A 13,282-nucleotide genomic window follows, 5' to 3' on the forward strand; every position below is an offset into this window, starting at 1 on the left:
GGGCACAACGGGCAAGGCGCCCGTATGACCGAAAGGATGGACGCCATCCGACATCCAAAGACCATGGCAGGATCGCAGGACGCTGATAATCCGCTCCGATCAGCGCCCCGCAATCTTGCGCATGGTTTTTGTTTTTCGAGAGCCGTCCCTTCTTTCGAGAACCCATGAAAGAAGACCTCCATGTTCAATAAGCATTCAGTCGAGATCGACTGGGGCGGACGCCCACTCAAGCTCGAAACCGGCAAGATCGCCCGCCAGGCCGACGGCGCCGTCGTCGCCACCTATGGCGAGACCGTGGTCCTCGCCACCGTCGTTGCGGCCAAGGCGCCGCGCGAAGGCGTCGACTTCCTGCCGCTGACCGTCGACTACCAGGAGAAGGCCTACGCTGCGGGACGCATTCCCGGCGGCTATTTCAAGCGCGAGGGCCGTCCGACCGAGAAGGAGACGCTGGTCTCCCGCCTGATCGACCGTCCGATCCGCCCGCTGTTCGTCGACGGCTGGCGCAACGAGACCCAGGTGATCGTCACCGTGCTGTCGCACGACATGGAGAACGATCCTGATGTCGTGGCGATGGTTGCGGCCTCCGCCGCCCTGACGCTGTCCGGCGTGCCCTTCAAGGGGCCGATCGGCGCGGCCCGTGTCGGCTTCGCCAATGACGAATTCGTCCTCAACCCGACGCTCGACGAGATGGTCGACACCCAGCTCGACCTCGTCGTCGCCGGCACCGCCGACGCCGTGCTGATGGTCGAATCGGAGGCCAAGGAGCTCAACGAAGACGTGATGCTCGGCGCCGTGATGTTCGGTCACCGCCACTTCCAGCCGGTCATCAACGCCATCATCGAGCTCGCCGAGAAGGCCGCGAAGGAGCCGCGCGAAGTCACCGCGATCGACAATTCGGCGCTCGAGAAGGAAATGCTCGGCCTGATCGAGCAGGAGCTGCGCGCCGCCTATGCGATCCCGATCAAGCAGGAGCGTTATGCCGCCGTCGGCGTCGCCAAGGAAAAGGTGATGGCCCACTACTTCCCGGAGGGCCAGGAGCCGAAATACGACAAGCTCCGTGTCGCCGGCGTGTTCAAGGAGCTGGAAGCCAAGATCGTTCGCTGGAATATCCTCGACACCGGCAAGCGCATCGACGGCCGCGACGTCAAGACCGTGCGCAACATCATCGCCGAGGTCGGCGTGCTGCCCCGCGCCCATGGCTCGGCGCTGTTCACCCGCGGCGAGACCCAGGCGATGGTCGTGACCACGCTCGGCACCGGCGAGGATGAGCAGTATATCGACGCGCTGTCGGGGACGTACAAGGAGACGTTCCTGCTGCACTACAACTTCCCGCCCTATTCGGTCGGCGAGACCGGCCGCCTCGGCGGCACCAAGCGCCGCGAGATCGGCCACGGCAAGCTGGCCTGGCGCGCGATCCATCCGGTGCTGCCGCCGCACCATGAATTCCCCTACACGGTGCGCGTGGTCTCGGAGATCACCGAGTCCAACGGCTCCTCCTCGATGGCCTCGGTCTGCGGCGCCTCGCTGGCGCTGATGGATGCGGGCGTGCCGTTGAAGCGGCCGACCGCGGGCATTGCGATGGGCCTGATCCTCGAAGACAAGCGCTTCGCGGTTCTCTCGGACATCCTTGGTGACGAGGATCATCTCGGCGACATGGACTTCAAGGTGGCCGGCACCGAACAGGGCATCACCTCGCTCCAGATGGACATCAAGATCGAGGGCATCACCGAAGAGATCATGCGCGTCGCCCTTGGCCAGGCCAAGGAAGGCCGCATCCACATCCTCGGCGAGATGGCCAAGGCCCTGAACGCGGCCCGCGCCGAGCTCGGCGAATACGCGCCGCGCATCGAGAGCTTCAAGATCCCGACCGACAAGATCCGCGAAGTGATCGGCACCGGCGGCAAGGTGATCCGTGAGATCGTCGAGAAGACCGGCGCCAAGGTCAACATCGAGGACGACGGCACCGTGAAGGTCGCCTCCAGCGACGGCGAGGCGATGAAGGCCGCGATCAAGTGGATCAAGTCGATCGCGTCCGAGCCGGAAGTCGGCCAGATCTACGACGGCACCGTCGTCAAGGTGATGGAGTTCGGCGCCTTCGTGAACTTCTTCGGCTCCAAGGACGGCCTCGTCCACATCAGCCAGCTCGCGGCCAATCGCGTGCAGAAGACCTCCGACGTCGTCAAGGAAGGCGACAAGGTCAAGGTCAAGCTGCTCGGCTTCGACGACCGCGGCAAGACCCGCCTGTCGATGAAGGCGGTCGACCAGACCACCGGCGAAGACCTCGAGGCCAAGGAGAAGGCCGCAGAGGGCGAGAAGGCCCCGCGCGAAGCGGCGGGCGAGTAAATCTCGCTAGGGTCCGGAAAAACGAAGGGCGGCCGAAAGGCCGCCCTTTTTGTTTGTGGCTTCGATCGGGCAGCGCGCTGATCTTCACCTCTCCCCAGCGGGGAGAGGTGAATCGGCCTCACGCCGCGATGTCGTACCGGTCGAGGTTCATCACCTTGGTCCAGGCCTTGGCGAAGTCCTTGACGAACTTCTCCTTGGAGTCCGAGGTCGCATAGACCTCGGCGAAGGCGCGGAGCTGGGAGTGTGCGCCGAAGATCAGATCGACGCGCGTGCCGGTCCACTTCACCGCATTGGTCTTGCGGTCGCGTCCCTCGTAGCTGCCGTCGGCGACGGGCGTCCACTGCGTGCTCATGTCGAGCAGGTTGACGAAGAAGTCGTTGCTCAGCGTTCCCACCTTCGCGGTGAGCACGCCGTGCTTCGAACCGTTCGCGTTGGCGCCGAGCACACGCAGGCCGCCGACCAGCACCGTCATCTCGGGGCCGGTGAGCCTCAAGAGCTGCGCGCGATCGACGAGGGCTTCTTCCTGCTGCAGGAACTGATGCTTCTTGCCGACATAGTTGCGGAAGCCATCGGCGCGCGGCTCCAGCGGTGCGAACGAGGCCGCATCCGTCTGCTCCTGCGAGGCATCCATGCGGCCCGGCGTGAAGCCGACCTTCACGTCGACGCCGGCATCCTTGGCGGCCTTCTCGACCGCGGCGGTGCCGCCGAGCACGATCAGGTCCGCGAGCGAGACCTTCTTCGCACCTGACGATGCGTTGAACTCCTTCTGGATGGCTTCGAGTTTGCCGAGCACCTTCGAGAGCTGAGCCGGCTGATTCACCTCCCAGTCCTTCTGCGGGGCAAGCCGGATGCGCGCGCCATTGGCGCCGCCGCGCTTGTCCGAGCCGCGGAACGTCGAGGCCGACGCCCAGGCGGTCGAGACCAGCTCCGGCACCGAGAGTCCCGAAGCGAGGATCTTCGTCTTCAGCGAGGCGATATCCTGCTCGCTGACCAGCTCGTGGTTCACGGCCGGAATCGGATCCTGCCAGATCAGCGTCTCCTTCGGCACCAGCGGGCCGAGATAGCGCTGGATCGGTCCCATGTCGCGGTGGGTCAGCTTGAACCAGGCGCGGGCGAAGGCGTCCGCGAACTGATCCGGGTTCTCGAGGAAACGACGCGAGATCTTCTCATAGGCTGGATCAAAGCGCAGCGAGAGGTCCGTCGTCAGCATCGTCGGCCGATGCTTCTTCGATTTGTCGAAGGGGTCGGGAATGATCGCCTCGGCGCCCTTGGCCACCCACTGGTTCGCACCGCCCGGGCTCTTGGTCAGCTCCCATTCGTACTTGAACAGGTTCTCGAAGAAGTTGTTGCTCCACTTCGTCGGGGTCTGCGTCCAGGTCACCTCGAGGCCGCTGGTGATGGCATCGCCGGCGATGCCCGACGCGTGCTTGCTCTTCCAGCCGAGGCCCTGATCCTCGAGCGCGCCCGCTTCCGGCTCCGGGCCGACCAGCGAGGGATCGCCCGCGCCATGGGTCTTGCCGAAGGTGTGGCCACCGGCGATCAGCGCGACGGTTTCCTCGTCGTTCATCGCCATGCGGAAGAAGGTCTCGCGGATATCCTTGGCCGCAGCGATCGGATCCGGCTTGCCGTTCGGGCCTTCCGGATTGACGTAGATCAGGCCCATCTGCACCGCGCCGAGCGGCTCGGCGAGCTGGCGCTCACCGCTGTAGCGTTCATCGCCGAGCCAGGTGCCTTCGGGGCCCCAATAGAGCTCTTCCGGCTCCCAGACGTCGGCGCGGCCGCCCGCAAAGCCAAAGGTCTTGAAGCCCATCGATTCCAGCGCGACGTTGCCGGCCAGCACCATCAGATCGGCCCAGGAGATCTTGCGGCCATATTTCTGCTTGATCGGCCAAAGCAAACGGCGCGCCTTGTCGAGGTTGGCGTTGTCGGGCCAGCTGTTGAGCGGCGCGAAGCGCTGCTGACCGGCGCCGGCGCCGCCGCGACCATCGGTGATGCGGTAGGTGCCCGCGCTGTGCCAGGCCATGCGGATCATGAGGCCGCCATAATGACCGAAGTCGGCGGGCCACCATTCCTGCGAATCCGTCATCAGAGCGGTCAGGTCCTTGATGACCGCGTTCAGGTCGAGCGATTTGAATTCCTTGGCGTAGTCGAATTCCTTGCCCATCGGGTCGGACAGGTCGGAATTCTTGTGCAGCATCTCGATGCTGAGCTGGGTTGGCCACCAGTCGCGGTTCACGCGCGTGGGTTTTCCGCCCGAAAACGGGCACTTCGAAGTGTCATCCATGATTACCTCCTCTGGTGGCGTCCGACGGCGCCATTTGACCAGGTAGAGCCACTCTAAGCGCCAGGTCCTATCAGGTGAAGTTGACTTTAATGATCGCTGCGATAGGATTTTCTGATGATGAATCTGACGCTGCGCCAGCTCCGCTATTTCGATGCGCTGGCCCGTCACGGCCATTTCGGCCGCGCGGCCGAGGCCTGCTCGATCTCGCAGCCGGCTCTGTCGATGCAAATCAAGGAACTGGAGGAGACGCTCGGCGGCCTGCTGCTGGAGCGCAGCGCACGGCAAGTGGCGCTGACCCGTTTCGGCGAGGAGCTCGCTCAGCGGGTCCGCGACATCCTGCGCTCGGTCGACGAGCTCGGCGATTTCGCGCGGGCGTCCCAGGACCGCTTCGCCGGCCGCCTGCGCATCGGCATGATCCCGACCATCGCCCCTTACCTGCTGCCCAAGATCACCAAGAATCTCACGCGCATGCATCCGGAGCTCGACATCCGCGTGCGCGAGACCATGACGCCGCGGCTGATCCAGGAACTGGTGGAAGGCCGGCTCGACACCGCCATCGTGGCACTGCCAGTGTCGGAGCCCTCGCTCACCGAGGTCGCGCTGTTCGAGGAGAAATTTCTGCTGGTGCGGCCGGGTGCGGATGAAGGCACACCGGTGCCGTCGCGCGAGATGATGCGCGAGATGCGGCTTCTGCTGCTCGAGGAGGGGCACTGCTTCCGCGACCAGGCGCTCTCGTTCTGCAACATGCAATCGGCACCTCCGCGCGAGATGCTGGATGCGAATTCACTCTCGACGCTGGTGCAGATGGTCAGCGCCGGTATCGGCGTCACCTTGATCCCGGAGATGGCGGTGCCGGTGGAGACGCGATCGGCCTCGGTCTCGCTGGCGCGCTTCCGCGACCCCGAGCCCTCCCGTACCATCGGCATGGTCTGGCGCAAGACCAGCCCGCTGGCGCGGCAGCTGCTGCAGATTTCCGAGGTGGTGTGCCTGTCGGCCGGCAAGGTGCGCGCGCGGCAATCCGTGCGCAGCCAGCGGGTTTGAGCGGCGTATGTCGCATCCGATCATCCGCCCCGCCTGCCCAGAGGAGTATGATGAGATCGGCCGTGTCTGGATGGAGAGCTGGGTCTCGACTGGGCTTGCCGAAACGAGCGACTTCCTCCTCGCCAATTTGCGTGCGCGCATCAGGCGCGAGATCGAGAACGGCTGGAGCCTGTTCGTCGCCGACGACAACGGCACCATCGCTGCCATGCTGGCGCTGCATCTGCCCAAGCTCGATCTCGACATGCTCTTCGTTGCGCCCGCCTATCAGGGCCAATCGCTCGGCCGGCAGCTGCTCGCCTTCACGCGCACGCAGCTGCCCGACGAAATCTGCCTGCGCTGCGTCCGCGAGAACGAGAAGGCCTGGCGCTGGTACGAACGCGAAGGTTTCGTGTTCGAAAAGGAAGAGACCGAACCGTCGAACGGTTTCGTGATGAAGTATTACCGGTGGAAGAACGAAGGAAATGCCCCATGATCAAGCTCTACTGGTCGCCTCGCTCACGCTCGTTCACGACGCTCTGGCTGATGGAGGAGAGCGGCCTGCCCTATGAGCGCGTGCTGACCGACATCTCGACCGGCGCGCAGAAGGCGCCGGACTTTCTCAAGATCAACCCGATGGGAAAGGTGCCGGCGCTGACCGACGGCGATGCTGCGCTCGGCGAAGCCGCGGCGATCTGCGCTTACATTGCCGATCGCTATCCCGAGACCAAGCTCGCGCCCGCTGTGACCGATCCGCGCCGCGCGCGCTAGATGGGAGATTGGTAGGCGGGCAAAGGCGCTCTTGCGCCGTGCCCACCGTCTCTCGACGACAGTGAGGAAGAGGTGGGCACGCTTCGCTTTGCCCACTCTACGAAGGCATCCTATTCCGACACCTTCAGATCATCCGGCCTCGGCATCAGGATGACGTTGTAGCCGGAATCCACATAATGGATCTCGCCGGTCACGCCGCCGGAGAGATCCGACAACAGATACAGCGCCGAGCCGCCGAGGTCGTCCAGCGTGACGCCGCGGCGGAGCGGCGCGTGCTTCTGCATGAAGGCGAACATCGCCCGCGCCTCGCCGATGCCGGAGCCGGCAAGTGTGCGGATGGGGCCTGCGGAGATCGCGTTGACGCGGATGCCGCGCGGGCCGAAATCGGCGGCGAGATAGCGCACGGAGGCTTCCAGCGCCGCCTTGGCCACGCCCATCACGTTGTAGTTCGGCATCGCGCGTTCCGAGGCGCCGAACGTCAGCGTGATCATGCTGCCGCCTTCGGTCATCAGCTCGGCGGCGCGCTTTGCGACTTCCGTGAACGAAAAGCAGGAGATCACCATGGTGCGCGAAAAATTCTCGCGGCTGGTATCGGCGTAGCGGCCCTTGAGCTCGTTCTTGTCGGCAAAGCCGATCGCATGGATGATGAAGTCGAGCTTGCCCCATTTTTCGCGTAACGCAGCGAAGGTGGCATCGACGCTGGAAATGTCCTCGACGTCGCAAGGCAGCACCAGATCCACGCCAAGCGATTCAGCCAGCGGCTTGACGCGCTTGCCGAGGGCCTCGCCCTGGAAGGTAAAAGCGAGCTCGGCGCCGTGGGCATGCAGCGTCTTCGCCATACCCCAGGCGATCGAATGATCATTGGCGATGCCCATGACCAGACCGCGCTTGCCTTTCATCAATCCTTCCATTGCGAAACTACTCTCCGCTCTGCGTCATGGCCGGGCTTGTCCCGGGCATCCACGCCCTTTGCAGCCAGAACCTAAGACGTGGATGGCCGGGACAAGCCCGGCCATGACGAGAAATCACGAACGCGTCGACAACGTCGTCACGTATCCAGCCGGCTGAACACCAGCGTGGCGTTGGTGCCGCCGAAGCCGAACGAGTTCGACAGCACGGTGCCGATCTTGGCGTTGTCGATGCGCTTGCGCACGATCGGCATGTCGGCGAACACGGGATCGAGCTCCTGGATGTGCGCGCTCTCGCAGATGAAGCCGTTGTTCATCATCAGCAGCGAATAGATCGCTTCCTGCACGCCGGTGGCGCCCAGCGAGTGGCCGGTCAGCGCCTTGGTCGCGGAGATCGGCGGGCACTTCTCGCCAACGCCAAAGACCTTGCGGATGGCCTCGATCTCCGGCGGATCGCCGGCCGGTGTCGAGGTCGCGTGCGGATTGATGTAATCGACCTTTGTCTTCACCGTCGACATCGCCATGCGCATGCAGCGCTCGGCGCCTTCACCCGATGGCGCGACCATATCGTAGCCGTCGGAGGTCGCACCGTAGCCGACGACCTCGCCATAGATGCGTGCGCCACGCGCCTTGGCATGCTCGAGCTCTTCCAGCACCAGCACGCCGGCGCCGCCGGCAATGACGAAACCATCGCGATTGAGGTCGTAGGGACGTGAGGCCGTGGCCGGCGTATCGTTGTACTTCGAGGACATCGCGCCCATGGCGTCGAAAAGCACCGACAGCGACCAGTCCAGCTCCTCGCAGCCGCCGGCGAAGATGACGTCCTGCTTGCCGATCTGGATCGTCTCATAGGCATTGCCGACGCAATGGTTCGACGTCGCGCAGGCCGAGGAGATCGAATAGTTCACGCCCTTGATCTTGAACCAGGTCGCAAGCGTCGCGGAAGCCGTGGAGGACATCGCCTTCGGCACCGCAAACGGGCCGACCCGCTTCGGTCCCTTGGAGCGGGTGATGTCGGCGGCTTCGACGATGGTGCGCGCCGAGGGACCGCCGGAACCCATGATGATGCCGGTGCGGATGTTGGAGACTTCATCGGGCGACAGGCCGGAATCCTGGATCGCCTGCTCCATCGCGATGTGATTCCACGCCGCGCCCTGGCCGAGGAAACGCATCGCGCGGCGATCGACCACCGTCGAGGGATCGAGCGTGGGCTCACCTTGCACCTGCGAACGGAAGCCGAGCTCGGCATATTTCTCAGCCCGCGAAATGCCCGATTTCGCCTCGTGAAGGCTCGCAAGCACTTCCTGGGTGTTGTTTCCGATGGACGAAACGATGCCCATTCCGGTGACCACAACCCGCCTCATGTCAGCCTCGCCTCGTCGTTGTCTTCTTGGATAATGCGCTCAGCCCAGGCTCGTGCCCTGCTTGAACAGGCCGACCTTCAGATCCTTGGCGCGATAAATAATCTGGTCATCGACCGAAAGCCACCCGTCGGCAATCCCGAGCACGAGCTTTGAGCGCATCACGCGTTTGATATCGACGTTGTACACAACCTTGCGGGCGTCAGTCAGCACCTGGCCGCCGAACTTCAGTTCGCTCAGACCGAGCGCCCGGCCCCGGCCTTCGCCGCCGATCCAGCCGAGGTAAAAGCCGACCATTTGCCACAGCGCATCCAGGCCGAGGCAACCCGGCATCACTGGATCGTTCTTAAAGTGGCAGCCGAAGAACCAGAGGTCGGGCTTCACGTCGAGCTCGGCGCGCACGAGACCCTTGCCGAACTCACCGCCATTGTCGTTGATTTCCGTGATGCGGTCGAACATCAGCATCGGCGGCAGCGGCAGCTGGGCATTGCCCGGGCCGAACATCTCGCCGCGGGCACAGGCCAGCAGATCTTCGTATTCGTAACCGTTGCGCCTGTTCAGCATTCACGAGCCTCTGTTCAAATCCCGGTTGAGCGGCGTTTTTCTGGCGAAATGGGCCCCGTCTCGATCGGAGAGCAACGCCAATTGCCACCGCCGGCCGCGACTCGCGCAAGCCCCGAATGGACTGCGCCCAAGCTTTCATGCACGGCTGCGCCAAAATCGGCTAAGCGGAACCGCGCGCTCTCTAACACAGGCTATTTCGGGTGGCAAAGCGCATCGATGAAGGTAAAATGACGCGCTCCCCAGGCCGGTTCCAAGCCTGATTAGAACCTCTCTAGTTGCGAGAAACTTGCATCTGCATCTTTCTGTTCTTATATTACTGGGAGATATTGTTCACGCGTGCCCGAAATCTGGAAATGAGCGAGAATACCGCGCCCCATCACGACGATGACGCCCATGCCGCGGCCCTCCTGTCCGGCCGCCAGCCGGCCTTGACCGGCTGTCCCTGGCACGACGTTAACGAAATGCTCCAGTCCGCGGGGCTGCGTCCGACGCGCCAGCGCATGGCGCTCGGCTGGCTCCTGTTCGGCAAGGGCGCGCGTCACCTCACGGCCGAAATGCTTTACGAGGAAGCGACGCTGGCCAAGGTCCCGGTATCGCTGGCGACCGTCTACAACACGCTGAATCAGCTCACCGATGCCGGCCTGCTCCGCCAGGTCAGCGTCGACGGCACCAAGACCTATTTCGATACCAACGTCACCACCCATCATCACTACTATCTCGAGAACAGCCACGAGCTGGTCGACATCGAGGATCCGCATCTGGCGCTGTCGAAGATGCCGGAGGTGCCCGAGGGCTATGAGATCTCCCGCATCGACATGGTCGTGCGCCTGCGCAAGAAGCGCTGAGATCGTCTTAAACTGCTGAGATCGTCATGGCCGGGCTTGTCCCGGCCATTTCCTTTTTCCCGTCATCCCGGATTCGATGCTACGCATCGCTCCGGGATGACGCCTGTCGGCGTCAATTCACCTGCTCGTCCGCGTAGACGCCCCAGAGGCGCTCCTGCTGGATCCAGCCGTCAAAGCCGTTGCCGATGACGCGGCACCAGCTTGCGGCGCACTTCTTCACCTGCGTGACGACGCCAGCCTGGAGCCTTGCCGCAACCGCGCTGTCGGGATCGGGCCGGTCATAGATCGGGGCGAGGTCGTCCTTGTGCTTCATGGTGACGACAGCGGTGCGGCGGCCCGACAGCAGCGAGTGATAGACCCAGCCCTCGGCGCCTTCGGAATCACGCACCCGGCGCCAGTTCTCGAATTCGGCGGTGATTTCGACCGGCAGGCCGGCGCGGGTGTAGACCCAGGCGACGTCATTGTCCTTGGTCGGGCCGGCGCGGACGTTCACGTGGTCCGATTTGAGGCTGACATAGCGCGGTACCGGCAACCCGCTGGCGGTCTGCGGAGTATTATCCTTCGCCGAATGCGAGGGGCCGACCGAGGCGCTCAACCAGGTGCAAACGAGCGCCATCACCGAACAAAAACGCCCCAACGCCATCAACCCGTCTCCTGTCGAAGACCCGGCCAAGCCGGATCCTCACTGCAAATTCCAAAACCCTGCCGCGTCTGCCCCTGCTTCCCGCCCCACGCGGGTTCCAACCCTCGGCCCGTGGTTCTTGTCTTGGCCCGGCCTTCTGCTAGAGAGGACGAGCACTTGAACAACCAGTTTGCCCCGATTTTCCGGCCGGAAATGTCGGGAGAGCTTGGAGGAAACGCCGGGGACGGACACGGCAAGGGCAGTGTCGAACAACCGGGTTAATGAGGCCTCAACGACCGGCCTTTGGCGACAGAGGCGGCTTGCTGTGCCTCATGAGAGCAGGACATGTCGGTGAAGAAAAAGCCCCTCGTCGTGGTGACGCGCAAGCTGCCGGATTCGATCGAAACGCGAATGCGCGAGCTGTTCGATGCGCGGATCAATCTCGATGACACGCCGATGTCGGCCGATCAGATCGCGGAAGCCGCGCGCACCGCCGACGTGCTGGTTCCGACCGTGACCGATCACATCAGCGCCGATGTCGTGAACCAGCCCGACTGCAAGCTCCGCCTGATCGCCAATTTCGGCAACGGCGTCGACAATATCGACGTCGCAGCCGCCCATGCCCGCGGCATCACCGTCACCAATACGCCGAAGGTCCTGACCGAAGATACCGCCGACATGACCATGGCGCTGATCCTCGCGGTGCCCAGGCGAATGATCGAAGGCGCCTCGATCCTGACCGAAGGAAAGCTCTGGGCGGGCTGGTCGCCGACCTGGATGCTCGGCCATCGCATCGGGGGCAAGCGTCTCGGCATCATCGGCATGGGCCGCATCGGCCAGGCGGTGGCGCGCCGCGCCCGCGCCTTCGGCCTGCAGATCCACTATCACAACCGCCGTCCCGTCGCGCCCGTCATCGCCGAAGAGCTGGGCGCGACCTATTGGGAAAGCCTCGACCAGATGCTGGCGCGGATGGACATCATCTCGGTGAACTGTCCGCACACGCCGGCGACCTATCACCTGCTTTCGGCGCGACGGCTGAAGCTGATCCGCAAGGACGCCTATATCGTCAACACCGCGCGCGGCGAGGTCACCGACGAGGACACGCTGATCAAGCTGATCGAGGGCGGCGAGATCGGCGGCGCCGGCCTCGACGTCTACGAGCACGAGCCGGCGGTGAACCCGAAACTGGTGCGGCTCGCCAAGGCGGGCAAGGTGACGCTGCTGCCGCATATGGGCTCGGCCACGATCGAGGGCCGCGTCGAGATGGGCGAGAAGGTGATCATCAACATCCGCACCTTCCTCGACGCCCACAAGCCACCGGATCGCGTGCTGCCGAGCATGCTGTAGTGTCTGTGCTCCGGCGGACGGATGGTGTACCCGATCTGCCCCCGGGCAAATTGAACCTAGCTCGCGATTTCAAGACTAGCCGCCACGTCCTCACCTGTACGTGCAGGTCGACGTATTCGCGTCTCCTCCATGCGTGACGAAAGATCTCGGATCAGCTCCATAACGTCTGGCGCCAGGCTAGACGTATTTTCGATGTTGATGATGTAAGGGGGCTTGAGTGCGTTCATTCCGCCCCCGAAGATGGAATCCAAAGGCAGCCACCATGTCGCCATGCCACTCCGGTGCCTCTATTGCTGCCTTGAGACCTGATCGAAGATCCTGAGCTGTTTTCCAATTACTTGCGTCGAGTTCTACTGTTCGCATAGTGCTCTCGGTGCCGCCCGAATTTTGGGCCGCTGTCCTAGTCGCGATGGATGCTCAGATCCTCGATCACGGGCCCATCGCCGTTGAGCGGATTGGCGGGATCGCGGGCGTAGCGCAACGTCTCGAAGCGCATCGCGCGCGCGTCGATCATCAGGAGGCGGCCGACGAGGCCGTCGCCGAAGCCGACGATCTCCCGGATCGCCTCCAGCGCCATCATCGAGCCGAGCACGCCCGCCAATGCGCCCATGACACCGGCTTCGGCACAGGCCGGAACGGTCCCAGGCGGCGGCGCTTCCGGAAACAGGCAGCGGTAGGTCGGATTGAACTCGCCCTGCTCGTTCCTCTCATGCGCGCGGATGGTGGTGAGCGAGCCGTCGAAGGTGCCGAGCGCCGCCGTGATCAGCGGCCGCTTCGCGAAGAAGCAGGCATCGGAAACGAGGTAACGCGTCGAGAAATTGTCGGAGCCGTCGAGCACGAGGTCGTAATCGCCGATCAGGCTGAGCGCATTGTCGGCGTTGAGCCAGGTGGCGTGACCGACAAAGCGGACATGCGGATTGAGCGCCGCGATCCGCTCGGCGGCGCTCTCGACCTTGTGCCGGCCGATATCGGGCGTGGCGTGGATCACCTGGCGCTGCAGATTGGACAGCGACACCACATCGTCATCGACCACGCCGAGTGTGCCGACGCCGGCAGCAGCCAGATACATCAGAGCGGGCGCACCGAGCCCGCCGGCACCGATCACCAGCACGGAGGCTCGTTTCAGCGCAGCCTGGCCGGGACCGCCGACATCGCGCAGCACGATATGGCGGGCATAGCGTTCGAGTTCGTCGGGGCTCAGCATCGTTCTTCGTTCCTCT

At 63.9% G+C, this 13,282-nt stretch carries 11 protein-coding genes and 1 pseudogene; 6 read left to right on the forward strand and 6 right to left on the reverse strand.

The features are described from left to right. Positions 1-180: 180 nt before the first annotated feature. Positions 181-2,343 carry a polyribonucleotide nucleotidyltransferase gene (gene pnp / locus BRAD3257_RS00235; RefSeq protein WP_122400142.1) on the forward strand — a complete coding sequence of 721 codons (2,163 nt, stop codon included), beginning with the start codon at positions 181-183 and terminating at the stop codon, positions 2,341-2,343. Positions 2,344-2,461: 118 nt separating this feature from the next. Here pnp and katG read toward each other — a convergent pair whose 3' ends face one another. Further along, a complete protein-coding gene (gene katG / locus BRAD3257_RS00240; RefSeq protein WP_162500042.1) occupies positions 2,462-4,627 on the reverse strand; it encodes a catalase/peroxidase HPI in 2,166 nt (721 codons plus the stop codon). Between the two features lie 114 nt (positions 4,628-4,741). Between katG and BRAD3257_RS00245 the strand changes: the two genes are divergently transcribed. From BRAD3257_RS00245 to BRAD3257_RS00255, 3 genes and pseudogenes are all read left to right on the forward strand, one after another. Further along, complete coding sequence (locus tag BRAD3257_RS00245; RefSeq protein ID WP_122406298.1) at positions 4,742-5,668, forward strand: hydrogen peroxide-inducible genes activator; 927 nt, start codon at positions 4,742-4,744, stop codon at positions 5,666-5,668. A 7-nt stretch (positions 5,669-5,675) separates the two neighbouring features. Beyond that, positions 5,676-6,140, forward strand: a complete 465-nt coding sequence (locus BRAD3257_RS00250) for a GNAT family N-acetyltransferase (RefSeq protein ID WP_122400143.1) — start codon at positions 5,676-5,678, stop codon at positions 6,138-6,140. Further along, positions 6,137-6,412, forward strand: a pseudogene (locus BRAD3257_RS00255) (glutathione S-transferase N-terminal domain-containing protein); the annotation flags it as partial. The gene BRAD3257_RS00250 and the pseudogene BRAD3257_RS00255, both read left to right, overlap by 4 nt. A 113-nt stretch (positions 6,413-6,525) precedes the next feature. Here BRAD3257_RS00255 and fabI read toward each other — a convergent pair. From fabI to fabA, 3 genes are all read right to left on the reverse strand, one after another. Then, positions 6,526-7,326, reverse strand: coding sequence for an enoyl-ACP reductase FabI (fabI, locus tag BRAD3257_RS00260; RefSeq protein WP_122400144.1), 801 nt, complete (start codon positions 7,324-7,326; stop codon positions 6,526-6,528). Between the two features lie 137 nt (positions 7,327-7,463). Continuing rightward, positions 7,464-8,687: a beta-ketoacyl-ACP synthase I gene (gene fabB / locus BRAD3257_RS00265; protein WP_122400145.1), complete on the reverse strand. Its 1,224-nt coding sequence runs from the start codon at positions 8,685-8,687 to the stop codon at positions 7,464-7,466. A gap of 39 nt (positions 8,688-8,726) precedes the next feature. Next, positions 8,727-9,248: a 3-hydroxyacyl-[acyl-carrier-protein] dehydratase FabA gene (gene fabA / locus BRAD3257_RS00270; RefSeq protein ID WP_122400146.1), complete on the reverse strand. Its 522-nt coding sequence runs from the start codon at positions 9,246-9,248 to the stop codon at positions 8,727-8,729. Positions 9,249-9,601: 353 nt separating this feature from the next. On the opposite strand from fabA, the gene irrA reads away from it, so the two are divergent. Continuing rightward, positions 9,602-10,093, forward strand: coding sequence for an iron response transcriptional regulator IrrA (gene irrA / locus BRAD3257_RS00275; RefSeq protein ID WP_122400147.1), 492 nt, complete (start codon positions 9,602-9,604; stop codon positions 10,091-10,093). Positions 10,094-10,205: 112 nt separating this feature from the next. Here the strand turns inward: irrA and BRAD3257_RS00280 are convergent, their stop codons facing one another. Further along, a complete protein-coding gene (locus BRAD3257_RS00280; protein ID WP_122400148.1) occupies positions 10,206-10,736 on the reverse strand; it encodes an SH3 domain-containing protein in 531 nt (176 codons plus the stop codon). A gap of 324 nt (positions 10,737-11,060) precedes the next feature. On the opposite strand from BRAD3257_RS00280, the gene BRAD3257_RS00285 reads away from it, so the two are divergent. Beyond that, positions 11,061-12,062, forward strand: coding sequence for a 2-hydroxyacid dehydrogenase (locus BRAD3257_RS00285; RefSeq protein WP_122400149.1), 1,002 nt, complete (start codon positions 11,061-11,063; stop codon positions 12,060-12,062). 400 nt (positions 12,063-12,462) lie between these two features. On the opposite strand, the gene BRAD3257_RS00290 is transcribed toward BRAD3257_RS00285, so the two are convergent. Next, on the reverse strand, positions 12,463-13,266 hold the full coding sequence (locus BRAD3257_RS00290) for a HesA/MoeB/ThiF family protein (RefSeq protein ID WP_122400150.1): 804 nt from the start codon (positions 13,264-13,266) through the stop codon (positions 12,463-12,465). Positions 13,267-13,282: the final 16 nt, after the last annotated feature.

It is taken from the genome of Bradyrhizobium vignae, assembly GCF_900324035.1.
Classification (GTDB): Bacteria; Pseudomonadota; Alphaproteobacteria; order Rhizobiales; family Xanthobacteraceae; genus Bradyrhizobium; species Bradyrhizobium vignae.

Coding starts and splice junctions, on each gene's coding strand:
- pnp (WP_122400142.1), top strand. CDS start 181: ATGTTCAATAAGCATTCAGTCGAGATCGACTGGGGCGGACGCCCACTC.
- katG (WP_162500042.1), bottom strand. CDS start 4,627: ATGGATGACACTTCGAAGTGCCCGTTTTCGGGCGGAAAACCCACGCGC.
- BRAD3257_RS00245 (WP_122406298.1), top strand. CDS start 4,742: ATGATGAATCTGACGCTGCGCCAGCTCCGCTATTTCGATGCGCTGGCC.
- BRAD3257_RS00250 (WP_122400143.1), top strand. CDS start 5,676: ATGTCGCATCCGATCATCCGCCCCGCCTGCCCAGAGGAGTATGATGAG.
- fabI (WP_122400144.1), bottom strand. CDS start 7,326: ATGGAAGGATTGATGAAAGGCAAGCGCGGTCTGGTCATGGGCATCGCC.
- fabB (WP_122400145.1), bottom strand. CDS start 8,687: ATGAGGCGGGTTGTGGTCACCGGAATGGGCATCGTTTCGTCCATCGGA.
- fabA (WP_122400146.1), bottom strand. CDS start 9,248: ATGCTGAACAGGCGCAACGGTTACGAATACGAAGATCTGCTGGCCTGT.
- irrA (WP_122400147.1), top strand. CDS start 9,602: ATGAGCGAGAATACCGCGCCCCATCACGACGATGACGCCCATGCCGCG.
- BRAD3257_RS00280 (WP_122400148.1), bottom strand. CDS start 10,736: ATGGCGTTGGGGCGTTTTTGTTCGGTGATGGCGCTCGTTTGCACCTGG.
- BRAD3257_RS00285 (WP_122400149.1), top strand. CDS start 11,061: ATGTCGGTGAAGAAAAAGCCCCTCGTCGTGGTGACGCGCAAGCTGCCG.
- BRAD3257_RS00290 (WP_122400150.1), bottom strand. CDS start 13,266: ATGCTGAGCCCCGACGAACTCGAACGCTATGCCCGCCATATCGTGCTG.